Source organism: Desulfoscipio sp. XC116, from assembly GCF_039851975.1.
Classification (GTDB): Bacteria; Bacillota; Desulfotomaculia; order Desulfotomaculales; family Desulfallaceae; genus Sporotomaculum.
This window is the reverse complement of record NZ_CP156660.1, coordinates 1,927,938-1,953,552: the sequence shown is the minus strand read 5'-3', so window position 1 is coordinate 1,953,552 and position 25,615 is coordinate 1,927,938. Positions and strand designations below refer to the sequence as shown.

14 protein-coding genes, 1 tRNA gene and 3 riboswitches are annotated in these 25,615 nt (G+C 51.1%); of the genes, 11 read left to right on the top strand and 4 right to left on the bottom strand.

Going from position 1 to position 25,615, the window contains the following annotated elements; genetic code table 11:
* The first annotated feature begins 46 nt into the window (after positions 1 to 46).
* On the top strand, positions 47 to 1,447 hold the full coding sequence (locus tag ABDB91_RS09280; protein ID WP_347491310.1) for an amidophosphoribosyltransferase: 1,401 nt from the start codon (positions 47 to 49) through the stop codon (positions 1,445 to 1,447).
* 80 nt (positions 1,448 to 1,527) lie between these two features.
* Here the strand turns inward: ABDB91_RS09280 and ABDB91_RS09275 are convergent, their stop codons facing one another.
* Both ABDB91_RS09275 and sigK read right to left on the bottom strand, forming a co-directional pair.
* Positions 1,528 to 2,862, bottom strand: a complete 1,335-nt coding sequence (locus ABDB91_RS09275; RefSeq protein ID WP_347491309.1) for an aminotransferase class V-fold PLP-dependent enzyme — start codon at positions 2,860 to 2,862, stop codon at positions 1,528 to 1,530.
* Positions 2,863 to 3,056: 194 nt separating this feature from the next.
* The gene (gene sigK / locus ABDB91_RS09270) at positions 3,057 to 3,755 is read right to left on the bottom strand and encodes an RNA polymerase sporulation sigma factor SigK (RefSeq protein WP_347491308.1); all 699 of its coding nucleotides are present in this window, start codon (positions 3,753 to 3,755) and stop codon (positions 3,057 to 3,059) included.
* Between the two features lie 169 nt (positions 3,756 to 3,924).
* On the opposite strand from sigK, the gene ABDB91_RS09265 reads away from it, so the two are divergent.
* Positions 3,925 to 4,002, top strand: a tRNA-Pro gene (locus ABDB91_RS09265).
* A gap of 182 nt (positions 4,003 to 4,184) precedes the next feature.
* Here ABDB91_RS09265 and ABDB91_RS09260 read toward each other — a convergent pair.
* Positions 4,185 to 4,562, bottom strand: a complete 378-nt coding sequence (locus tag ABDB91_RS09260) for a hypothetical protein (protein ID WP_347491307.1) — start codon at positions 4,560 to 4,562, stop codon at positions 4,185 to 4,187.
* Here ABDB91_RS09260 and ABDB91_RS09255 point away from each other — a divergent pair.
* From ABDB91_RS09255 to ABDB91_RS09225, 7 genes are all read left to right on the top strand, one after another.
* Complete coding sequence (locus ABDB91_RS09255; protein ID WP_347491306.1) at positions 4,542 to 4,829, top strand: helix-turn-helix transcriptional regulator; 288 nt, start codon at positions 4,542 to 4,544, stop codon at positions 4,827 to 4,829. The two genes, ABDB91_RS09260 and ABDB91_RS09255, sit on opposite strands and share 21 nt — an antisense overlap.
* A gap of 477 nt (positions 4,830 to 5,306) precedes the next feature.
* Positions 5,307 to 5,502: riboswitch (cobalamin riboswitch) on the top strand.
* A gap of 174 nt (positions 5,503 to 5,676) precedes the next feature.
* Positions 5,677 to 6,006 (top strand): hypothetical protein, encoded by a 330-nt coding sequence (locus ABDB91_RS09250; protein WP_347491305.1) that lies wholly within the window; start codon positions 5,677 to 5,679, stop codon positions 6,004 to 6,006.
* A 25-nt stretch (positions 6,007 to 6,031) separates the two neighbouring features.
* On the top strand, positions 6,032 to 6,667 hold the full coding sequence (locus ABDB91_RS09245; RefSeq protein WP_347491304.1) for a MotA/TolQ/ExbB proton channel family protein: 636 nt from the start codon (positions 6,032 to 6,034) through the stop codon (positions 6,665 to 6,667).
* On the top strand, positions 6,654 to 6,965 hold the full coding sequence (locus tag ABDB91_RS09240; RefSeq protein ID WP_347491303.1) for a hypothetical protein: 312 nt from the start codon (positions 6,654 to 6,656) through the stop codon (positions 6,963 to 6,965). The genes ABDB91_RS09245 and ABDB91_RS09240 overlap by 14 nt, the downstream gene beginning before the upstream one ends.
* 69 nt (positions 6,966 to 7,034) lie before the next feature.
* Positions 7,035 to 7,228, top strand: a riboswitch (cobalamin riboswitch).
* A 245-nt stretch (positions 7,229 to 7,473) separates the two neighbouring features.
* Entirely contained in the window at positions 7,474 to 17,751 is a 10,278-nt protein-coding gene (locus ABDB91_RS09235) for an InlB B-repeat-containing protein (RefSeq protein ID WP_347491302.1), read from the top strand.
* Positions 17,752 to 20,595: a leucine-rich repeat protein gene (locus ABDB91_RS09230; protein ID WP_347491301.1), complete on the top strand. Its 2,844-nt coding sequence runs from the start codon at positions 17,752 to 17,754 to the stop codon at positions 20,593 to 20,595. It begins immediately after the preceding gene.
* A gap of 147 nt (positions 20,596 to 20,742) precedes the next feature.
* Positions 20,743 to 20,930: riboswitch (cobalamin riboswitch) on the top strand.
* A gap of 212 nt (positions 20,931 to 21,142) precedes the next feature.
* Positions 21,143 to 22,354, top strand: coding sequence for a DUF4430 domain-containing protein (locus tag ABDB91_RS09225; RefSeq protein ID WP_347491300.1), 1,212 nt, complete (start codon positions 21,143 to 21,145; stop codon positions 22,352 to 22,354).
* Positions 22,355 to 22,514: 160 nt separating this feature from the next.
* On the opposite strand, the gene ABDB91_RS09220 is transcribed toward ABDB91_RS09225, so the two are convergent.
* On the bottom strand, positions 22,515 to 23,405 hold the full coding sequence (locus tag ABDB91_RS09220) for an AraC family transcriptional regulator (RefSeq protein ID WP_347491299.1): 891 nt from the start codon (positions 23,403 to 23,405) through the stop codon (positions 22,515 to 22,517).
* Positions 23,406 to 23,707: 302 nt separating this feature from the next.
* Between ABDB91_RS09220 and ABDB91_RS09215 the strand changes: the two genes are divergently transcribed.
* Both ABDB91_RS09215 and ABDB91_RS09210 read left to right on the top strand, forming a co-directional pair.
* Positions 23,708 to 24,358 (top strand): GntR family transcriptional regulator, encoded by a 651-nt coding sequence (locus ABDB91_RS09215; RefSeq protein WP_347491298.1) that lies wholly within the window; start codon positions 23,708 to 23,710, stop codon positions 24,356 to 24,358.
* Between the two features lie 42 nt (positions 24,359 to 24,400).
* A complete protein-coding gene (locus ABDB91_RS09210; RefSeq protein WP_347491297.1) occupies positions 24,401 to 25,588 on the top strand; it encodes a (Fe-S)-binding protein in 1,188 nt (395 codons plus the stop codon).
* Positions 25,589 to 25,615: the final 27 nt, after the last annotated feature.

Sequence of the window (25,615 nt, the reverse complement as noted above, 5' to 3'; positions counted from 1 at the left end):
ACACTAATATTAGCCTGTCAAACTATTTTTTAAGGAGTGTAGCTGCTTGGGTGGATTTTTAGGTGTTGTTTCAAAAGATGATTGTATCAGTGACGTCTATTTTGGTACAGATTATCATTCACATCTGGGAACCAGTATGGGCGGGATAGCGGTGTGGAGCGGAAAAAGTTTTAATAGAGCTATTCATAACATCGAAAATACTCAGTTCAGAGCAAAGTTTGAATCTGAGCTGTCGAATTTAAAAGGCAATATGGGTATAGGATGCATAAGCGATACAGAACCTCAGCCTTTGACCGTGCGTTCACACCTTGGTCAGTATGCCATCAGTACAGTGGGAAGAATCAATAACTTATATGAAATAGTCGATAAAACATTTGCTAATCAACATGCCCATTTTTTAGAAACAAATAGGGGCGCTATCTATCCTACTGAACTTGTGTCTGTAATTATTGATCAAGAAAACTCCTTCAAGAACGGTTTATTAAAAGCGCAGGAACTGATTGAGGGATCATGCTCGATATTGATTTTAACACCGCAGGGAATTTATGCTTCCAGAGATAAACTTGGCAGGACACCCCTGGTAGTAGGTGAAAAGGAAGCTGGATACTGCGTTTCCTTTGAATCCGGTATTTTTACAAACCTGGGATATAGCTTCAAATACGAACTTGGCCCGGGGGAAATTATTTTTTTGACACCGGATGGAATTGAGAAGATTGCTCCCCCCGGGGATAAAATGAAAATTTGTGCTTTTCTATGGGTCTATTACGGTTACCCTTCCTCTACATACGAGGGAATGAACGTGGAGGTTATGCGCTATAGAAATGGTGCAACCCTGGCTAAAAACGACAATGTGGAAATCGATATGGTTGCCGGAATACCTGACTCTGGCGTTGGACATGCCATCGGTTATTCAAACCAATCCAAAATATCTTTAGGACGTCCTTTTATAAAATATACCCCAACCTGGGCCAGAAGTTTTATGCCCCAGGATCAAACTATAAGGAATCTTGTCGCAAGAATGAAACTGATGCCTATACCCGAACTGGTTTCCGGTAAACGCCTGCTCTTCTGTGATGATTCGATTGTTCGCGGCACACAGTTGCGAAAAACAGCGGATCTGCTGTATAAATTCAACGCACACGAAGTTCATATCCGATCGGCTTGCCCGCCCCTTGTGTTTGGCTGTAAATACTTAAATTTTTCAACTTCACGCTCGGAAATGGACCTTGTAGCACGACAAGCTATTATTGAACTTGAAGGAAAAGAACCGCATTCATTTGCAGCATATTGTGATCCGACAAATGAAAGATACAATTGTATGGTGAATTGCATTAGAAAGATACTCAACTTTTCAACGCTAAAATACCAAAACTTAAATGATATGCTTAACGCAATCGGTATAGACAATGATAAAATCTGTACGTACTGCTGGAATGGTAAGGGATAGTAGGCGAAAAGAATGTTAATTGACATATAGTTAATTGGCATATAACGGGCGGCATATGGTGAAATGTGTGCCAATTTAATTTATCCGCCGGTACCGTATTTCATTGTATAATAGCTTTTATTAGCGATAATTTTCTGCAGAGCTGTGATAAATCTATCCACTTCCAGACTGTTGTTATACAGCCCAAAGCTGGCTCTTACCAGACCGGGGAAAGGCACATCAGGATGATTGACAAAATACTTTATATCATTAGGAGTCAAGTTTAACAACCTTAAGACGTATGGGTGCGCGCAAAACAGACCGTTTCGTACCGCGATTCCATCTTCACCGGAAAGTATTTTGGCTGTTAATTCGTGATGTACCCCCCTGATGTTAAAAGGTATAATACCTACTTTTCTTTTGTCAATTTGGCTGTGGGTATATATATCAATATGAGGCAGGTTTTTCAATTTATCCAAAGCGTAGTTGGTTAAAGCATTTTCATATGCTTCAATCCGTTCCATACCAATGCTTTGCATGGTTTTTACAGCGGCAGTTAACGCGGCCACCCCAATAACATTGGGAGAACCGGCCTCATTCTTTGCAGGGGGTTCTTCCCAATATATAGACCGGTGTGTTGCGAGTTTAACGTCTCCGCCGCCTTTATATACCGGCTCCTTTTCGGCAAAAATTTCTTGGGGGCCAATAAGTACTCCCACCCCGAACGGAGCATACATTTTATGCGCGGAAAAGACCAGGTAGTCTATATGTTCCGGTGAATTAAATGGCTTCATATCAACCGTTACATGCGGGACTAATTGTGCGCCGTCAATCAGCACCTTAGCGCCGTGTTTATGAACTATCTTAGCTATTTCATGAATAGGGTTAACATAGCCTGTAATATTAGAGGCTCCCGTAACCGTTACCAGTTTAACTCTACCGCTGTATTTTTGCAGTTTATTTTCCAGGTCATCCAAACGCAGCCTGCCGCAATTATCTGTTTCCACATAATCAACCGTAAATTTACCTCTCCAGGGTAAGTCATTGGATAGGTGTTCCATCCATGTAGATAGAATTACCTGACTTTTATCATTTTCACACAATAAATAAGCCAGCATATTGATGGATTCTGTGGTATTCCTCGTATAGATAACAGCATCCTTGTCTTTGTCCGCTTTTACAAAATCTTTGATAGCCTGCCTGCCGCCTTCATAAACCCGGGTAGATACAATTGATTTATAACCTGTCCCCCGGTGGACTGAAGAATACCAGGGGGCAAAATTACTAATTTCCTGCACGACCGGAAAGAACGGTGGGGTAGATGCCGCATTATCAAAGTTAACTGCTGTTACATATGTATTATTTGTTAAAGGTATTTTTGTATCCGCCCCGACAATAAGGTTTCTTAATTCAGGTTGTGATATGTTGTATTGCAAACGGATCATCTCCGTCCATGAAGTATTTAAGATGTATACCATATCCTATCCGTTAAATAGACAAATATTCCTATAAAAAGACAAGGAAAAAGTCAGCATTCCCTCAGCATAGAGGGATGGCTGACCCTTTTTTGATAGGATTGTGCAAGCATAGTCTGTCAATGGTTATTTAAAAATCGGCATTTTTATATCACTTAAGCTTCGGCCATAAATTGCTCCGATAAGCGATCAATGGCCCTCTTTTCTATTCTACTTACGTAGGAACGGGAGATACCCAATTTTTTCGCGATTTCCTTCTGCGTTTTGCGACCTTTACCACGCAAGCCGAAGCGCAATACCAACACATTTCTCTCCTGGGGGGGAAGTTTTTTTAGCTTTTTCCATAACTGTTCTTTGTCCAGAGTGCGGGAAACCATCTCAGCTACCGCTTCGGCATCTGTGCTAAGTACATCCAGGAAATGTATTTCATTACCTTCCTTATCCGTGCCGATCGGCTCGTACAAAGACATTTCCGAGCGTTTTTTCTTCTTAGAGCGCATATACATTAATATCTCATTTTCAATACACCTGGAAGCATAAGTGGCCAATCGTGCAGATTTTTCGACATTAAATGTATTCACTGCTTTGATTAAGCCAATAGTACCAATAGAAATTAAATCGTCAAAGTCATCACCACTGTTCTCGAATTTTTTTATAATGTGGGCTACTAATCTGAGATTGCGTTCAATTAACACTTCCTTAGCGTTTTCATCCCCCAGCGCCAATTTCTCCAGGTAAAGTTGTTCCTCCTCCTCTGTTAGTGGCTTGGGAAAACTATTCTGCGCCACATATGAGACAAGCAACATGATCCCTTGGATTACCGACGCCACCGCTAGGGTCCAGAATCCGGGCAACACACATTCCCCCTTTTATGCAATAGGTTATATATTTTATGATTGTTAAGCTCGCAGCGTGCTTGTACAATAAAAAATGTTGAATAGCCACGATTAGGAAAACAAAATTTCTTGACTTTTAAGTAACCTAAATATATAATAGCTATTGCAACCGAATAAAAGATATCGGCGGGGCGTAGCTCAGTTTGGCTAGAGCGCTACCTTGGGGTGGTAGAGGCCGCACGTTCAAGTCGTGTCGCTCCGACCAGTTAATAACTTTAAAAAAATCCGTAAGGCTGGAAATATTAAAGCCTTACGGATTTTTTTATTTTCCGGGGTAAGACAGTAAAATTCTATAACTGCCCCTTAATTTTCAGGGTTTTCCGGAGCTGTTCGGATGCAAGCCGGACAAATCACAAAGGGGATTTAACGGCTGGCTTAGGCAGCTTTTCACTTAATTCGTTTTAAAATAAATTCTTCGTGCTGGCTAACCTGGGTTTCTATGCGGGTTAGTTGTTCAGTGTGCTGCTTGTGGCCTTCAAAGAGGGTGTTGATTTTGGGTTCGATTTCATTTTCGACGCGCACAGAGAGCTTGGTTAATTTGGTGTCAATTTCGTTTGTCTTGGATTTTATGGCCATGACTTCTGTTGCCAGTATGTCCTGGGACTTCTCAAGCTTGTCCATACGGGATTCCATATGGGCCTGGCCTTCTTCAAGGTTACCAATACGGAATTCCATACGAACCTGGCCTTCTTTTAGGGACTGGAGTTCGCCTGTGATGATTTGAAATTGCTGAAGCACTAAGTCTTGAAATTTGTCGTTGTCCATGAGTATTCGCTCCTTTCACCTAAAGGTACAATACGTTTCCGGGTACGTTCCCGGAGCCCGAATTTGTTCATTTTTTCGCACATCACCGGTATATATCCAGGGATCTCACCAACAGAAGTGGGTAAGGCAGTTAGTGTGTCAAGACAAATGATTAGTTATATCGTAAACTGTCGCTCTAATCCTTCAGGGAAATTACAGCGCAGGTTGGAGCAATTCTTCGGCATCCCGGCCAGTGAATTACTTACTGAATCCGAGCGGCAACAGTAAAGTTTTATCAAGCAATTTTAACACAAAATCCGGAAAAAGTAATGGTCCGGTAAGCCGAAAAAAATTTTTTCTCACTTATCGCAAAAAAGGCAATCGTTTAAAACTGCTTTTCGGAAGAATGGATACCAAGAGCTTCTTTGCGGCTTCATTGCGATAAATTATATGTCTTGGCATGAAAAATTCACTCCTTCGTTTTATATTTTCGTTTATATAAGTGAATATCCGGGGCTGGGATTCAAGCCTCAATGTTTTTCTGTAAAAAATTTTTAACAAACTTTTTTACAGATACTCCGATTTCCTAAAAAGAGACCCGATTTTCATAAAAATAAATAAAACAAACATAAAAAAGATGCAAATAAGCAAGATAATAGTGCAAATAGCTAATTTTACAAAAAAATGTGAAAATGCTTTAATATTTATTATAATCAATAGATTTGGAAGACAACACATTTGCCGTTAATATGGCAATCAATCAATTAAATAAATAACTATTCCGGTGTTTCGGAGAGCCCGAAAACGGGGGAACCGGGTGTGAATCCCGGACGGTCCGGCCACTGTAAATGGGTAATTTTCTTCAGGACAAGCCACTGCGAGGTAACGCGGGCGGGAATGAATAAAAGAAGAAAATGCTGATCCATAAGTCAGGAAACCTGCCTGAGTAGTTGTGCAACGATTCTTCCGCGGAAAGAATTAGCACAGGGAAAATGTTGTGGTAGAATCGAGTCCCTGTTCTTTCATGTGAAAGGCGGGGGTTTTTTTCATGTATATAACAAAATAGTTCCCGAACAACCTTGGGCGATGAGACAGAAAGAGGGGTGGAAAACCGTAAAGAAAAGAACAGGAATTAATGGCGTTTGCGGGCGCAATAGAGACCGCGAGCACCAGGAAGGTGGCGGAAAACGGCACGGTTAAAAGAGGCGGCACACCGGCAATCGATCCTGTAAGGGATGCCGAGGGAGATACCCGGCACAGTTCTGCCGGGTGTTACAGAAAAGCGGAAGGAACCAGGGCCTATGATTTTGACGCAACAACGGCTATACCGGATTCCCCGCTTTCGGCTGAATGGAATGCGGGGGACCTAAAGAAAGCCCGGGGGAAAATGATAAAACAGGCCTGGTTTGGTTTCCCAGCCTTCTTTTTAAAAATGCAGCAGATTTGTAAGGCTTACTACTTGTGAGGCTTACTATTAGAGGGGAGACAAAATGAACTTTTCGTTAAGCGACATTCTGCACTTGATCGGCCAGGGACTCTTGGTGCCCTGCCTGATTGTGCTGCTTTCACTTATAGTAATTTCCGTATGGCAGCTGGGCGACCTGCTGATGGAACTGTTTACCGAAAGACGCAAGGCAAGAATGGATGTCCTTGCCATGATCAAGGACATTCATAAAGGTGGTCCGGCGCATCTGCGAGAGATTATAGAAAACAGCGGACTTATTCGCCGGCAAAAAGAAGCCCTGTACCTGCTGATAGAGTCAAGCCCGATGCCCCGGACATTTTTAATTGCCATGGCGCAGAGGCTCCTGGCGACAGAGGAGGACAAGTACGAAAGGACAACGGCACTCACGGACCTGGCGGCCAAGCTGGGACCCATGTTCGGTCTGCTTGGCACTTTGATCCCGCTGGGACCCGGCATCGTAGCCCTGGGCGAAGGCGACACGGCCACTTTGTCGGCATCCCTCTCCGTGGCATTTGATACCGCCATTGCAGGGGTCAGCTCCGCCGCCGTCAGTTATGTCATTTCAAACATCCGCAAGCGCTGGTACGATGATTACCTGACCAATTTTGAATTGGTTATGGAGTGCGTCCTGGAGGAGGTGGCGCCGGATGATCAGAAATAGCGCCTTAAGCGGCAGGCGCAGATCACGATTGCACAGAGAAGAGATCAATCCCCTGGACGGCATCGTCAATCTGGTGGATGCCATGCTGGTATTTGCCTGCGGGCTGATGCTGTCAATCGTCCTTTACTGGGGTATAGATTTAACCAAGGGAATGGAAGTAATCTCACAGGAAGATCTGAAGGAGGTTAATGGACTGGAAGAGGCGGTCAAAGACGGAACCTTTGCGAAAGGCTTTGAATCCAAAGGCATGGTGTATCAGGATTCCAAAACCGGCAAGATGTACATCATTTCCAAGTAATTTCATTAACTTATTGTTTATGTATTGAAAAACATTCCCACAATGATAAGCTAAAAATATTAAAAATTGTATAATTATTTTTCAATAAGTGATTTTTGCGTAAAGCAAGATTGAAAAGGGAAGCCGGTGCAAATCCGGCGCGGTTCCGCCACTGTGAGGGAGAGTCCGCCTGAAAAGATGCCACTGGGGTTTTGATTACCCGGGAAGGTTCAGGCCGGCGGTGAACCCAAGCCAGGAGACCTGCTTATTGAAGCCTGCCGAAATAACTCACGGAAAATGAGGAGGTATGGAAATGCACAGATTGCTATGGCCCCCTTAACCGGAGGGGCTTTTTTTAATGGAACTGATTACATATTTTGGCTGCTGCTGACCGAACACGAAGGTATTGCTCTTTTTTGAACGATGTTTTTTTTAAAAGCGAACTTGATCCCCAAAGAAAAAGAAAGTTGCGCGTTAACCGGACAAGCCATGGGGCAAATAAATCATCAAAGAGGAGAAAAGAAAGAGAATGAAAAGGCGAAGGTTAAAGTTTATCTTAAGCATTATCCTGTGTATCAACCTGCTGCTGCCACAGATCATTATGCCGGTGTATGCGCATGGTTTTGCCGTCGGCGGCAGTGTGAACGGCAGCGTCTACGGAGACGGCGGCGACACCGTGGGCGGCGACGTATACGGAGATGAAGGAGGCGACTCCGTGGGCGACAGCGTATACGGAGGAGGCCTGGCAGGGATTGAGGGTCTTTCCACGGCAACGGCGGTCTACGGAGCTTGGTATCTTAACAATCCCGGGAACGCGGCTTTTACCATAGCCACCGCGGGAGAGCTGCGCTACCTGGCCGAACTGGTCAACGGCACGGCGGTTGACGGGGCAGGGAAAAAGCTTGACCCCGTGAACTTCTCCGGTAAGACCATTACCCTGGATCCCGACGGCGCTACGATTGATGTGTCGGGGGAAGCATGGACGCCCATCGGCATAAAGGACACGATCAACTTCAGAGGGAACTTTGACGGAAATAATAAAACGATCAGCGGGTTGACCATCGGCAGCGCCGACGCGCCCGCCGGCGATAATCAGGGGCTGTTCGGCTGTGCATACGCGCAAATTAAAAACCTGACAGTGGCGGGGACGGTATACGGCGGCAGCTATGTCGGCGGGATAGCGGGCTATGTTGGGGGGGGAAACCTCACCGGTTGCGTAAATAACGCGGCTGTGACGGGTACGGATAATGTCGGCGGCATCGTCGGCCAAACAGGGGGAAATATTGAAAAAAGCAGCAACTCCGGGACTATTGAAGGACAGGCCAATGTCGGCGGCATCGTTGGCAAGAAAACCGGCAATAGTGTTCTAAACTGCAGCAATTTCGGACCGGTCGAAGGCGCAAGCGCCGCAGGCAGTATAATCGGGCAAGCCGAGGCGAACGCCAAGCTTCAGTACTGCTTCTCTTACGTCTCCGGCGACGCCACCCCCTTGTGCGGCGGCGGGGCGGCTATAACCAACAGCTATTTTCTGGCCGCGGAAAACAGCGCATATGGCCGGACGGCGGAAGCCTTCCAATACGGCGAGGTCGCCTGCCTGCTGGACGGAGGCACGGAAGAACATAGAAATATTTGGACCCAGGGCGCGGATTACCCGGTTCTGAGCGACGACGGCAAGGACTCCTATTACAGGCTGCTTCTGGGTCAGCCGGCAGCGCCCTACGACCAGGGGACGGTAACCTTTGCCGATTTGCCGGCGGACAGCGACTATAAACTGTTTGACGGGCCGGATGGACAAAAGTACACGTATGTGCCGGACGGCACCTCCCTGGAACTAAATGTCCGGCGCGCCGCCGGGTATGACGAGTACCAATTGATCTTTACACCGGCCGGAGCGGTTACCGAGAAGGACGGAAAATATGAAGTAAAGATTAACGGCGGCAATATTAACCTGGAGTATAAATTTTCACAGCCGGCCGCAAGCAGCGTGGACTGGTATGTTGGGCAAACCGGCCCCTATACCATTGAGACGGAAGCCGACCTCCTGGGCCTGGCCCAATTAGTCAACGGCACGGCCACGGACGGGAGCGGGAATCCGCTCCGGGATGACTTTGCCGGCGAGACGGTTAATCTGCAGGGGAATATCACGGTTACCGGCAGTTGGACGCCAATCGGCGATTATTCAGCCGGCAGCGCCAACCAGTTTAAGGGAACCTTTGACGGCCAAAATAATACCATTGATTACGAACTGGGCAGCGCATTGAACCCGGTAAGCCAGGACTACCAGGGATTATTCGGCCGTACCAGCGGAGCCGCAATCAAGAACCTGACCGTTAACGGCCAGGTTTGCGGCAGCGGGCGCTATATCGGCGGTATCGTAGGTTACGCATACGGAACTTCCAGCGCCAACGGCACATTTGATAATTGCACCAACAGCGGAAACCTTTTCGGAGTAGATTCAAGCACCTATATCGGCGGGATAGCCGGTTATATAAGATACAGTACTGTCACCAATGCCGTCAACACCGGTACGGTGCGAGGAGCAGGCAATAACACGGGCGGGATTGCCGGATATCTCTTTTCCGGTACTTCTGTTACAGCAGCCACGAATGCGGGAAGTGTGGCAGGAAGCAGCAACGTGGGCGGGATCGCCGGTTACAGCTCAAGCTCCGCGACAGTAACCGGCAATAGTAATAGTAATGAGGGAACCGTCACCGGGACGGGCGATGATGTGGGCGGCATCGTCGGCAACGCCGGTGGCGCTGTCAACGACAGCGTGAACAAGGGGACTGTCGAAGGGGCGGGCGATGATGTGGGCGGCATCGCCGGCATCGCCGGAAGCGCCAGCGGAGCCGGCAGCGGAAATGAAAACAAGGGGAGCGTCACCGGCGGCGGGCAATATACCGGCGGCATCGTCGGCTATGCGAAAGGTACGCTCTCAGACAACTCCAACACCGGCATTGTCACCGGCGCCGCAGGGTCTTCCGATACGGGCGGCATCGCCGGCTGCACAACCCGCAGTATAGAAAATTGCCTGAACGCCGGCGCTGTTTCCGGCGCTGAAAATACCGGCGGCATTGTGGGCTATTTTGCCGGGACAGGCGCGTATCTCGTCAAAGAATGCAGCAGCAGCGCAGAGGCCACCGTAACAGGAACCGCGAACGTCGGCGGTATCGCCGGCTATGCCGCGGATACCCTGCAAAACAACACCAACCACGCGGCGGTAACCGGCTTAACCAACACCGGCGGCATCGCCGGCTATGCCGCGGATACCCTGCGGAACAACACCAACCACGCAGCAGTAACCGGCTCCACAAACACAGGCGGCATTACAGGCGATTCCAGCGCCCTGGTGGAAATCTGCCTCAACGACAGCGACGCGGCGGTGGCGGGAGAAATCAACGCCGGCGGCATTGCCGGGCATTCTTCCGGCATCGTCAGCAACTGCTATAATCTTGCCGTTATGACGGGCGATACCGCGGTGGGCGGCATCCTCGGCCTGGCCGCCGATGAAAACACAAAAATCACCGGCTGCTTCTCCTATCACCCCATTCAGAGGAACACCGTCTTATACGGCGGCGGCTCGCCCGTTGTTACCAACAGCTTCTATTTGGCCGATGAAAACAGCACCTACGGCCGAACAGAGGACACCTTCCTATACGGCGAAGCGGCCTGGTTCCTGGACGGCGGTGAAGGAGCCCGCAGCAATGTCTGGACCCAGGGCGAAAACTACCCTGTCTTCGGAACCGGTACAATTTATAAACTTACCTTAACCCAGCCGGCCACGCCCTGCAGCGCAGGCTCGGTAACCTTCACGGACCTGCCCGCCGGCGACACAAGGTACGCCCACTGCCGGTTTTCCGGCGGCACCGGCGGGGCCACGTACATCTATCTGCCGGCCGGACTGCCGGTCACCTTAAACGTACAAAAGAACCCGGGCTACAACGCATATGCCCCCTCCTTCCGGCCGGCCCGGGAAGTGTCGGAAAGCGAAGGCGTCTATACGGCGGCGCTAAACAACAGAGACGTCAATTTAACTTATGAATTTCTGGCGCCGGGCCCGGGCGGTCCGGGAAGCTCAGTCTGGTACAACGGCGGCGCGGGGAACGCCGAAGGTAAATTCATACTCTCCACGGCAGAAGACCTGAAATACCTGGCGGCCCTGGTCAACGGCACAGCCGGCGGTCTGGAAGACTCCTTTGCAGGCAAGACCGTGGAACTGGCCGGCAATATATCCTTAAGCGGAATTTGGACAGCCATCGGTACCGGGGATAAACCCTTTAAAGGCACATTTGCCGGGAACAACCATACCATCAGCGGCCTCTATGTGGACAGCCCCAATGGCGGCCAGGGCCTGTTCGGCCATACCAGCGGCGGCGAGATCAAAGACCTTGTGGTGATTGGGAGCGTCTACAGCGATGGGGATTCCGTGGGCGGCGTCGCCGGCAGCGCCTCCGGCACAGCCTTAACCAATTGCACATTCGGCAGCGCCGGCCAGCCGGCAACAGTAACCGGCGGCGGCAGCACCGGCGGCATTGCCGGCAGCGCCACGGGCGCCATTAACAACTGCGTCAATAACGGCACAGTTAACGGAAACGGGGACAACACCGGCGGCATCGCCGGCAACGCCACGGGCGCCATCAACAGCTCCGTCAATAACGGCATAGTTAGCGGGAACGGCAGCAACGCCGGCGGCATCGCCGGCAACGCCACGGGCGCGCTCAACAGCTGCGCCAATGTCGGCGCCGTTGCCGCCGCTGCCGGTTATGCCGGCGGCATTACCGGCAAAGCGGCGGGGGCGCTCAGCAGCTGCGCCAATGAAGGCGCGGTGACGGGACCCGTTTATATCGGCGGTATAGCAGGCAGCGCAACCAGCACAATTACCGATTGCGCCAATCGCAACCCGGGGGTGATTACCGGCAGCGGCATTACACTCGACCAGTATGTGGGCGGTATAGCCGGCTATACCTCTGGGGCCATTACAGGCTGCACAAACGCCGGCCCCGTTAGCAGCAATAAAAATTATATCGGCGGCATCACCGGCTATACCACATCGACCGTAAGCAGCAGCGATAATGAAGGAGCGATCGACGGCGCAAGCTATATCGGAGGCATTTCAGGCGGTACAAAGGGTAAAACTGAAGACTGCGCGAATGCAGGTTATATTGCCGGCAGCAATCAATATATTGGCGGCATTATAGGGCATAGTGGAGGACAGATGCAAAACTCTGTCAACACGGGAACGGTCAGTTGCAGCGGAACTACTGAAGAACAATATGTGGGGGGTATTGCAGGCTCTTGTGGCAAATCCATTATAGGGTGCACAAATAAGGGCGCTGTAACAGGCACCCAAAATTACGTGGGGGGTATTGCAGGTAAATTCAGCAGCATGGATTCTATAATCATCACGAAATGCGGCAACTCGGAAGCTGTCGTCGGCGCAAATTATGTCGGCGGCATAGCGGGTCATGCCACAGAAGATATTCAAAACTGCTATAATCTCGGCGGTATCGCCGCAACTTCAGGAGCCAACGCGGGCGGTATTGCCGGGTGTGCTGAAAGCATTATCCAATATAGTTTTTCCTATAACACCGAGGCCGACGGCCTATGCGGTCCCGGTTTCTTCCAGCCGCTACACTCGTATTACTGCGCGGAGGACAGCGACAATCCGGCCAGCAAAAACGCGGAGGCGTTCAAGTACGGCGAGGTGGCCCACCTTTTGGACGCCGGCAAAAGCAGCGGCGACAAGGCCTGGACCCAGGGGGAGGATTATCCCGTTCTGAAGGGCGCCGATACGCCGGGAGCGATCTATAAAATGACGCTGGCGGAACAAGCCGGCAGCACAACGGCGGCGGGCTCCGTACGTTTTACCCCGCCCGCGGCGGGCAGTCCGTACAAGATATTTACCGACGACGACGGCCATGCATACACCTACCTGCCCGCCAGTACGGCAACAGTAAGCTCCGTGGTCCCCCTGGACGTCACCTTCAACAGCGGTTACGACGAATGCCGGCTTATCTTCTCGCCCGAGGGGATCGTCAATATAACAGACGGGGAAGACGGGTCCGTCAGCTATACGATAACCATGCCGGAAGCGCCGGCCAGCGACGACATCACCCTTCACTATTCATTCTTCGCGCCGCCGCCCGGCGATATTGCCTGGCACACGGCGGACCCGGACGCGGCTGAATTCACTATTGACACCTATGAGGAGCTGATCGGGCTCACCGAACTGGTGTGCGGCAAGCGGCTGGACGAAACGCCAATCGCCGGCGGCGCCGTCAGCTTTGCCAGCAAGACGATTCATCTGGACGCAAATATTGCAATCACCTCCGCTTTTGTGCCGGTGGGAACCCCCGACAATCCTTTCAGCGGGGTGTTCGACGGCCATGACTATGCTGTCTCGGGCCTGGCGCTGGACACGATTGATGATTACCAGGGGCTGTTCGGCTATACCAGCGGCGGGGAAATCAAAAACCTGACCGTCACCGGCAACATCAAGAGCAGCGGCGATTACATCGGCGGCCTTATCGGCTATGCCAAAAACACCGCGGTTACCGCCTGCCGGATGGCAAACGACGCGGACGACAGCAGGGTCAAGGGGAAAAATAACGTGGGCGGCCTCGTCGGCTATGCGGACGGCGCGATATTCACCGATTGCGCAAACGCGGCAGCAGTCGGCGGCTCGGAGTACATCGGCGGCATAGCAGGCTGTGCCCAGGAAACAGCAATAACCGGCTGCACAAGCAACGCCGCAGTCAGCGGCTCGGAGTACATCGGCGGTATAGCAGGCTGTGCCCAGGAAACAGCAATAACCGGCTGCACAAACAACGCCGCAGTCAGCGGCTCGTCGTCCAGCAGCAGTGTCGGCGGTGTCGGCGGTATCGCAGGGGAGCTGACGGGCAGCGGCAACGAAATAACAGGCTGCGCCAACACCGGCCCGGTATCCGACATCGGCACCGGCAGCGGAGTGAGTACCGGCGGCATTGCCGGAGAAACCTCGGCAAACAGTAAAATAAGCGATTGCCGGAACCAGGGAACTGTCAGCACGACTAAAAGTAGGGCCGGCGGCATCGCCGGTGATCTTTCGGGAACCATAACCCGCTGCGGCAACACGGGCGCCGTCACGGCACACAGCCAGGTAGGGGGCATCGCCGGAGTCAACGGTGGCGCAATCAGCCATTCCTACAATCTGGGTCAAATAACCGTGTTTAACACAGACTCATTTACATTTGCAGGCGGTATTTCCGGCGAAAACAGTACGGACCGGGCAGCGGTCCGCTATTGCTACAGCCTGGGGTCTTGTTCCGGCGATTCGCTTAGAATGGGGGCCATTACCGGCGGGATGACGGATGAAGACGACACTACTAATAATAACTATAACTATGCCAACAACACCAACTGCTATTATTTAAGCAAGGGCTACACGGAAACTCCCGTAGACAGCGCATACGCTGTTGCCAAAGACAAAAAGGCCTTTATCGGCGGCGAAGTGGCCTACTTGCTGGACGGCGGCGCCGAATCCCTGCGCAAAGGGCTCTGGAGTCAGTACCGCCGGACAACGGGAGAAGATACCGAAGGATATCCGGTCCCGGCCGATGAAGCCAACCCCGTGGTCTACAAGGCGACAGTCCGGCAGGCGGCTTACGGCAGCCTTGCGCTCAGCCCCGACTACGCCTATTTCAACGCCGGCGATCCGGTCTCGGTAACGGCAGCCCCGGAATCCGGGTACATGCTGCGGGAGGTTCGGGTCCGGGCCGGCCATTACGAGGTTGACTGCGCCAGAACAGGTAATGTTTTCACCTTTGCCATGCCGGATGATGATATTGAGATTTCGGCGGAATTCGTAGCCGGCCAGGCAGGCACAACCCATCCGGTCATCTTTAACGCCAACGGCGGCCATTTTGATGCCTCCCCGCCCGCAAATACGTATGAGACAACCGTAGACGCGGGAGAGACGGTGGCTCCGCCACCCGCTCCTCCGGTCCGTGAGAACATGGTGTTTATAGGCTGGTACACCAAGGCCGGCGGCGGGGAAAAATATAACTTTACGCTATCCGTCACCGGACCGCTTACGCTTTACGCCCATTGGAAGGAAGAGGGCCAAGTGATCGTCACCTTTGACGCCAACGGCGGAAAAATGGAAGGGGACAGCACCTATGAGCAGATCATCAATACCGGCGGCACCGTTGCCGAGCCCGCCGACCCGTCCCGCGACGGCGGCGAGATCGTCTCCTATGCCTTTGACGGGTGGTTTACGCAAAGGAGCGGCGGGACCGCCTGGGATTTTGACACCGCTGTCACCGACGACCTGACCCTGTATGCCCATTGGACGGCAACAAATAATTTGGCCGGCGGCAATTCCGCAGACAACCCGTTTGTCATCGGCAGCGCCAATGTTCTGGAAGAACTCCGGGCCAGAGTGGCGGCCGGCGAAAGCTATGCAGATAAGTTCTTTGCTCTCGGCGGCGATCTGGAGCTTCCCGACGCTTGGACGGTCATCGGTCCCACGTCCGCTTCGGCATTTCAGGGGGCTTTTGAAGGCAATGGGTATACCGTTGCCCTGAACGGCGCCCCCCTGTTCGGTTACGTCGGCGAAAATGCGGAGCTCAAGAACCTCAATCTCACCGGCAGCCTTGACGTCACCGCAGACAACACAGGCGCGGCGGCCCGGTACAATTACGGAACCATTTCCGGCGTAGTCTCCCACGTGGACTTCAGCGAGAACGACAAGGAAAATATCGGCGGTATTGTGGGCTATAACGAAAGCAATGTGCTTGACTGCACCAACGACGGCACTGTTTGGGGAAGCAAGAATGTCGGGGGCATTGTGGGAAATCATTCACCTAAGATTATGTATATTAAAATTCAGGATTGTGTAAACAACGGCCAGATCCGGGTAAAGGCGGGCGCAGATAAACATATTGAGGGCGTGGGCGGAATTGTCGGCGGTATACCATATGGTAATAACCATATGTATCTTGAGAAATGCATGAATAACGCCCATTTAATACTGACGCCAAGCTCGACAGATAATGTTCAAGGGGTCGGCGGGATTGTCGGTAACAGCAAAGGCGTGTTAGAAATTACCGAATGTGAAAACGCGGGCAATATTACGGTTACGGCAGGAACCGGAAGCAATATCACCAATATCGGCGGCTTGGTTGGCTATAGTACGTCAGCTAATAAAATCAAGATTCGGAATAAGAGCCGCAATACCGGCGATATCACAGCGGAGGAGGCCAGAAATGTCGGCGGTTTGGGTGGAGAGGTAGCTACTGATTCAGAAGAGTCATATAACATTGGTAATATCACCGGCAAAGATCGAGTCGGCGGATTATTCGGTTTTTTGCAAGGGACATCTACAAAATGCTTCAGCACGGGGGATGTTGCGGCCGTCGGCGGACAGGCCTCGGGGCTGATCGGAGATTGCAACAATAACTTAAACGTAGATGATGGAATTGCTTTGCTCAATTGCTACAGTACCGGCAATATCAGCGGCACGAGCGCAGCCAATGGCTTGATAAATAGTACAACTCAATACGCAAAAATTATCAACTGCTACTGGTACGGAGAATCCATCACCGGCGATGAGGTCTACGGCATAAGCAATCGGATAAACGAAGACAACGCTAACAACTATTATGGTCTCCGGACGGCGGATACCGGCGAAAACCCGGAGGGAGCGGGCCTCCATAGCGCCGCCGAGGATGGCGAACTGACGGACCCCAATGACGATAAATCGGACTCAGCCTCCTCCAAACGTATGGAACCCGGCCAATTCGCCAGCGGCGAAGTCGCCTGGCGCCTGGACACCGGCAACGAAGGCACGGCGGAAGCGCCGAAAACGTGGACCCAGAACGATGAGAAGGGTTATCCGGAGTTGGGCTCGCCCACTTATCACCGAATAATAACACCACCGTTTATCTTAACTAATATATTAAGTACGGTTAAATTCACCAACCAGGACCGGGAGAAATACAATCAGGGCGACGCTGTAACACCGCTTTACGCCGCGGCGGGGTCAACGGTTAAAGTATCGGCAACCCCACCTCCTTCTGAAACCAAAGACGGGGTAACGTATACCTATACGCTTGAAAAAATTATGGTTGTCCACCAGAATGGAGAAGAAGAAGATATCACCGACGCCGGGCAATTCGAACTTAGCGGCGACGCTGTCGTTAAAGCTGTATTCGCTACGGAAGAGGAGAAAGAAGAAGAGGACAACAACGATGATGATGACGACGATGACGATGACACCGAAGATCCGGACAAGGGCGGCATAGGCGACGGTGACGGCGACGGCACGGGCGATGGCGATAGCGACGGCATAGGCGACGGTGATGGAGACGGCATAGGCGACGGCACCGGCATAGGCGACGGCACCGGCATAGATGACGGTACGGGCACAGGCGAAGGCGGTGACATAGGCGACGGAAGCAGCGCCGGCCAGAGCGGCGACTCGGATGAGACCGTATCGAGCCAGTCGGGAGCGCCGGCAACGGACGGCGCGGATATCACGGATTCCCTGGTCATCGCCCGGCAGGCCGATGAAACCACCGTGGCAGCAAATACGGCGGAACAGGAAATTGACGAAGGCGGCTCGCCGGCGGGCGGATCTCCGAGTGCCGGCGGGGGAGAAGAGGAAATAAAGAAAGAAGACGAGGACGCGCAATTAACCGTATTTGAAATCGTCAAAGACGCGGTGCGCAATAATCCGCTGACCATGGCACTGCTGTCCGCCGTGCTTCTGGGCATTATGGGTACCGCGGGCTACCGCCGTTACAAGAGGCATATGGGGGATATGTAAATGCGGGGCAAGGCAAACATAGCGAAAAAAGAAAAAAGATTAGCCTTTGCGGTGAGATTACTGCCGGTTTTTTGGGCAGTAGTCTTCCTCGCCGCCTTTCCGGGTCCCTTTTCCCCGCCTGTGCCCGCCCGGGCCGAAGACGGCGGCGGCTTGGCCCGGCTGCAATATAAGGTGGGGGCGGCCGGCGTCACCATTGTCGGGTGTGACCCGGCGGCGGCGCGAATCGATATTCCGGACCATATCGAAGACAAACCGGTGACCAACATCGCAACCAGAGCCTTCGGCTCTTGCGGCAAACTGACGGAAGTCAGTCTGCCGGGCACCTTGCAATCCATCGGCGGCTCCGGGTTTGCCAACTGCGCGGCGCTGACCCGGATTGAACTGCCCGAAGGGCTGACGGCGATAGGCGAAAACGCTTTTTATAACTGTTCCTCCCTGCGGGAGATCAATATCCCGGCCGGGCTGGCAAGCTTTAACCCCAACATTTTCACCAACTGCCCCAGCCTCCGCTTTACCGTGGCCGCGGCAAACCCCCATTACACCGCCCGGGACGGGAGTATCTACAGCAAAGATATGACCGCCCTGGTTGCGGCGGGCGCCGTTGACAAAGATAGCTTTACAGTGCCGGAGACGGTGACGGCAATCGGCGCCGGGGCTTTTTGCAACAGCGGGCTCCGGTTCGTTGCCCTGGGCCCCGGCGTAAAAACCATCGGCGAGCAGGCTTTCAGCGGCTGTACCGGGCTGCAGGAGACGGTATTGAACGAAGGGCTGGAAAGCATCGGGGACGAGGCTTTTGCGTACACGGCAAGCCTGAAAACAATCGCTCTGCCGCACAGCTTGGCCGCGCTGGGCCGGCAAACTTTCCAGGGCTCCGGGCTGGAAAAAATAGATTTGTCCGCCACCCGTTTGGAGACACTGCCCTACGGGACCTTCCGGGATTGCGCGCGCTTGCGGGATATTACCCTGGGGGACGGAATTACCGTAATTGAAGACGCCGCCTTCAGCAACTGCGCCTTCACGCAAATCACGTTGCCGGCCCAATTGCGGCAAATCAAAGGCAGCTTCGGCGGCTGTGCCAGCCTGGAGAGTATAACCTTTCCCTATACTCTGCAAAATTTGGGCAGCGCCGTGTTTGCGGGCTGCGCCGGGCTGCAAGCCGTCTATTTTGAAGGCAATATGCCGCTCAGAGGCAACGGCTTCGGCACCAGTGTTTCCAATGACGTCTGGACCAGGGAAAACGACTCCTTCAGCGGCTTGCCCCTGGCCGTGGCGGAGAACCTGAAAATCTACGCGCTCCGGGGCGCCCGGGGCTGGGGGGACTCTTTTGCGGATTTTGCGGACGGCTCGGGGGCCACTACCCGGATCTCCTTTACCTACAAGGTGTTCTACTATACCCTGGACGAAGAGGCGGAAAAGGACCATCCCCGGCTGATCCTCCACCCCCCCGAGTCCTTTGCCCATCTGGAAGCCGGCAGCGTATCGGAGCCCGTCTCCGTGGTCAAAGCCGGGCTGCCGGCGGACGCCGGACCGGTTGTCTGGAGTTCTTCCGACAACAGTCTGGCCGCCGTGGACGATACCGGCAGGGTGACCGCGCTTCAAGCGGGGGTCAGCGACATTACCGCCTCCCTGACTTATAACGGAAGGGTTTACACCGGAACGGCGGAGGTCAACGTAACCGGTCCGGAGACGGTGTTTGACTGGAGCGTGCAGAGAGACGGGACGGCCATTATCAACGGCTTCCGGGACGGCATCGGCAAAGAGCGGATGCATTGGCTGCAAATACCGGAAACCATTGCCGGGTACAAGGTGACGGCGATTAAAAATAGCGCCTTTGCCGATAATCCGGATATTATTGCCGTCACGATTCCTGAAACCGTGCAAACCGTCGGCGCCGCCGCCTTTTCAGGCTGCATCGGCGTCAGGGAAGTCACCCTGGCGGAAGGGCTTGAGAATATCGGCAGAAACGCCTTTTCCTCCACCCTGATCCGGGAGATCGTCGTCCCCAAAAGCGTAACCAGGCTCCAGGATTACGCCTTTAACGATTGCCGGGACCTGGAGTCCGCCACTATCAAGTCCGGCAGCCTGGACTACACCCTTGGCACGGGCTTGTTCAGGGACTGCGTGAATCTTAAGGACGTCACTTTGGCCGAAGGGATCACCAGAACCGGCGGCTACACCTTTGCCGGCTGCACCGCGTTGGAATCCGTTAAACTTCCCGCCAGCCTACAGGCTTTGGGTATGTATGATTTCAGCGGCTGCACCGGTCTGCGGACGGTGGAACTGCAGGGTTACCTGCTGGGGCAGGAAACCGGCATCTCGGAAAAATACAACCCCTTTGCAAGCCGGCAAATTGATTTTATCCGGGGGATTGACAATAAACATATCTATTACGGCTATTCGGACTGCCGCGAAGACCTGGTGGTCCTGCACCCCGACGACGGCAACGACTGGGGCTCGCTCTTTGCCGACAAGGTCCAAACCGGGGTCAGAACCGCTTCCGGCGGCGTCTGGCCGGATGGTTCCGCCGCACCCGCGCCGGGCGTTGAGCCCGGGCAGAGCGCCAATCTGGGAGCCGCCCCCCCCGCACCGGTAAACGCTGCTCAAAATACCGCCGCCGGTGACATAACTCCGGCTAACGAAAAGGAAAGCAGCGACAAGGAAACTCCCCAAACAGATCAAGCAGCGGATCAAAGAACAGATCAAAAAGAAACGGCCGTATTTGAAATTGTTAAAAAGACCGTAGCCACCAACCCCTGGCTGACCGTTGCCATAGGAGCCGTCGTCCTGGCAGTTATCCTGTCCGGCGGAGCGGGAAGATACAGAAGGTATAAGCGGAACCAATGATTGTGCGAAGAAAACAGACAAAACACGGCACATGAAATAAAAATAGGAATATTAGCAAAAAAGACAGAAATATAACGAACGAATATTGTTGAAAACAGAAAAAAAACATGTTACTGTAAAAGCAGGAAAAGACAGGAAATATGATAATTGAATATCTGCTTACTAAGTGGTTTTGCATTATGCAAAACTGAAAAGGGAAGCCGGTGCAAATCCGGCGCGGACCCGCCACTGTAAGGGGGAGCTTGCCTGAAAAGATGCCACTGGGGATTACCCGGGAAGGTTCAGGCCGGCGTTGAGCCCGAGTCAGGAGACCTGCTTGGTAAGACTGCCGTTGTACTCACGGGACATTGAGTAGGTTAGGAAATAAAATTTATTTTCTCCTTGGCTTAATGCCGAGGAGTTTTTTGTTGAAGCTCAAAAGATAAACCGGGAATAACCCGCAAGGGCCCGCAAAGGAGGTGGTTTCCGGAAACCGGAAAATTAAGCGGGGTCGGTTTTCGCGGCAGGCCAATGCAATTAGTTGAGTAAAATAAAAGGGGGTTTTGAAGTGAGAAAGACCATTACAAAAAGAAGTCTAGTTATTTTCCTGGCGCTTGTTTTTGCGCTGTCTCTGGGCGCCGTTCCGGCGTTCGCCGACGTGGACAAGCCGGAATCCAGCACGCCGGTTACGATCTCTGAAGTCATGTCTATTAGTATCGGCGGTAAAGCCGCCGTATTCCAAGAAGACGACAACGGCCCCACCAAGTTTATCCGGGCCGATTTGGACACGGAATATGACTTGCAGGGTGCTAACATTGTGATCAATCTGAAGAGCGCGAGCACCACGGTCAGCTCAAACACCCTGACCTTCATCGGAGACGGCACCACGACCCGCACCGCCAGCAATGTGAACCTGCTGAACGAAGCCTATGACGTTAAAATCGGCGACACGGAATATGTCCTGGCGGCCGACCTTCCCAACGGCACTACCGTCAGCGTTTCACCCTCGGACCCGTTAAAGGTTGAAAACGTGGTGTTCACCACCAGCCCGAGTGTTGACGCGGCCGTTGAGGGGACCAGTACCGACAGATTTGCAGGCAATCCCTGGTATGAGCAGGAAGACTTTAAGTGGACGATTATCAAGTACTACGTCAGAGGCAATAAACCACTGCCTTCGGGCACCAACCTCTCAGCCGTTCCCGGCACCATGACCCTGGCCGGTGGCGCTTCGGCATCCGGGTGCGTGAGCGGCAGCTATACCTTTGACCTGGATCAAAACCTGAATGTCATGACGGTCACCAACGGCGGCGCCAGCCGGGACTATCATGTCAGCGCCAGGCTGCCGGAACAAATTAAAGTATACTACGACATTGTCCTTGACGAAATAGAGAATGACGAAACATATTACACCGGCGAAATCATTGACCAGTGCGAAGAGATCAACGCAGCGACGGAAGCATACTTTGACACTGATGGGTTTTATGTGGATCCCGGCACCACGGTGATGAAAATCATGGTCGACTTTGCGGATTGGGCGGAGGAAGAAGGATACTTCAGTGATCCTACCACCATTTCCTACGGCGGAGCTTATCTTGCCGAGCTGAACGGACTGGCCGAATTTGACGGCGGCTACCTTTCCGGCTGGATGTATATGGACGATGTATATACACCCACCTGCAAGGTCCCCGGGGTGGGCGCGGCCGATTATCAGCTGACCACCGACAACACGATCATTAACTGGTTCTACACCACCGATTATACACCACATTTTGACTTCTAAATCTATCCTGGAGCAATAAAAGGGCGGGGACTCGCGTCCCCGCCCTTTTGGCTGACGGCTTACAGAAGGCCTTAAGATAAAAAGAACAACCCCCAAAGCCTGTTTATATTGTGGCGGCTACGCGACGACGACCTGGAAACAATGGGTGTAGGTAATATCATCACAACTTCTTTATAGGAATGTAAATCTCGGCTACGGCGTTTGTAGAATCTATGTTTCCGTTTGCGCTGCAATAAAATTCAAAAGCAGATTTATCCTGGTCAAAGGCATATCCGCTTTGCTCAAACCATTCTTCGAAAATGTATTTCCAGGTCTTCTGAATCTCTTTGCCGAAAGCAGGCTTGTCATTGGCCAGATCCGCCGGATCGGTGGTAAATACGGCATAATCGGCCGCAGGAATTTCAAGAGGCGCCATTCCCCGGGGAACATAAGCAAAGTCTTCCACCACGAGTCCCAAAAAATAGCGCAGATCGTCGTTTTCCTGTTCAGGCTGGAACCACATGCCGATTTGATCGGCATCTTCGCTTTTGGCCAGTCCGGCGTATTCTTCCTGGCTAACGGAAGAAAAATCGGCATAAAGCCAGTAGGCGCCTAAATCGGATAATTTAGCTTCCTTGGCTACTTTCCGATCTTCCGGGGCAATAGAGTAACCCACTGCTTTAAAACCATCTTTCCTTTTAAATTGAACGTTCATAACCATTCCGCCTTTCGTATCAAATTCATTTTGCTGAAGCAGCATTTTTCTGTATGCGCTTGCACTCATGCCGAATTCCTTTTGAAACGCCTTGGCAAAACCCGACGGCGTTTCAAAACCGAAGTCCAAGGCAATGTCGGTGATCCGGGCTCCTTGGCCGAGCGTATCCAGGGCCCGCTGCAAACGCCTGCGCCGCAGATATACGCCAACAGGCATATCGTTGCAGATGCGAAACACATGACAGAAATGATAAAAAGAGTAGCCCAGAAGCTTAGCCAATCCGCGCGGAGTGATGTCCTCGCGGATATGAGTTTCAATATAATCGCGGCACCGTTCCATATCCCTTTTATAACTCATGTTTTGCCACCTCACATCTACAGTATAGCAGGCGGGAAAATAAAAAAACTTTTCCAAACTTGCGAAATTTTAAGGGTTTGCTCTGTTTTATTTGCCTAAAAATAACGCTTGGTTAAAATAAGAGCTGCCAAAATGATTATGCAGTGCCGTTTAGTCGGTACCAAGTGTTGGAAGTCGTTGCTTCAACTCGTAAGACAAGACCTTTAAATAACCGAAGGGCCTTGTCTTTTTTTTTGTTTTTTATTGCCATTGTATGCAAAATTGTATACAATGTTAGTAATAATTTAACAGTGAGGTTAAATATGGACGAAAAAGATAAAAAAGTTACTGCATATGAGATTGCCTGTACGGAAATTAAAAAATCGATAATATCGGGGTTCTATAAATCGGGAGATCGTTTAATCGAGCAGGATATTGCGGAAAGGCTGAATCTTAGCAGAACACCGGTAAGGGAAGCGTTAAAACACTTTGAAATAGAGGGTTTTCTGGTTAGAGAACCATACAAGGGGATGATAGTAAGAAGGTTTGACATCCGGGAAATTATCAACTACTACCAGGTCAGGTCGGTTTTAGAGGCTTTATGTGCTTATTTGGTAACCAGAAATGCAGATGACCAGTTAAAAGAATACTTAATTAGTAATATATTCCTTTCTAAAAAAGCAATAGAAGATAAAGACTATAAGCTTTTGGCACAGCTGAACAATGACTTTCATGCCAAACTGGCCAATGCTAGCGAAAATGATATGTTGCTGCAAATGCTGGAAAAATTAAGAGTTTATTCATCAATTATGCGCATTTCCATCTGGTCAATACCCGACAGGCCGAAAACAGCTGTTGAAGAGCATGAGAACATAGTAAATGGAATTGTTAAAGGTAAAAAATTTTTGGCAGCTAAAAAGTCTATTGACCACATGGTTAGTTCATTCAAGTATGCGAAGTTAATTTTATCGTAAACAACAACTTAACGGTAAATGACAGCATAAGGGGGAAAAACGATGTTGGATTACGAGGGGTACGCGGAACGGTTGGAAGAAGAGATATCTAAATCTACTTTCAGATGTCGAAACTGCAACTATTGTTACTCGCGATGCCCGCTGTACAATTCGATGGAAGGTTTTATGGTTAATGGGCCTTCGGGGATTATCCAGTCTATTTACTATTACCTGAAATGGGATCTAGAGGGAGAGGAAACTAATAAGGATATAGTGGATATTTTATTTTCATGTACCACTTGCAATTCTTGTGTCATGGCCTGCGAGGAATTAAGTGCGGGCATTCCCTTGCTGGAGATAATAGAAAACGGGCGCAAGCTGCTGGTCGATAAGAATCTTGCCCCCATGCCGTATCAGCGCAACGCTTTAAAAGCTATATACAGAAACGGTAACCCCTACAATTTTAATCCGGAGGACAGGCTGAACTGGGTAGGTGATCTTAAAATTAAGAGAATACCTGAACAAAGTTCGAAGGTTCTGTACTATGTTGGTTGCAGCACATCATACGACCCGGATATGCACAATGTGGCCAAGAGTCTGGTTAAAATACTAAGCAGTGCGCGTATAGATTTCGGAATTCTGGAAAATGAAACATGCTGCGGTTGTGCAGCCAATCGTTTGGGCGATGAATTTCTATTTGATGAAATATCACAAAAAAATGCGCAAAATTTTTTGCAGTGTGGAGCCAAAAAACTTGTAGCTGCTTCGCCTCATTGTTACAACACCTTTATTAATGAGTACCGGGGTCTTGAGAATATTGAGGTGTTGCATTACACTCAATTTCTTCATAAATTGGCAACTCAAAATAGTATTAAGTTTCAAAAATCACTGAATTATGTTGTAACTTATCATGACCCGTGTTATCTGGGTAAGCACAATGGCATTTATGAAGAGCCAAGAGAGTTAATCTCGGCCATTCCGGGGGTCAAGCTGGCAGAAATGAAAGAAAACCGAAAAATGAGCCTCTGCTGTGGTGGCGGAGGAGGCAGAATGTGGGCGGAGATAAAAGAGGAAAAGCGTCTGGCTAATATCCGAGTTGAACAGGCTCTGGCAACAGGCGCTGATGTGCTGGCTGTGGCTTGTCCATGGTGCCATACCATGCTCCTAAATGCTGTTAAGGATATGGGACAAGAGGAAAATCTGAAAGTCATGGATATAGCGGAGCTTTTTAGTGAAGCCCTGGAAATATAATGAATACGACAGCAAAATAATAGATGG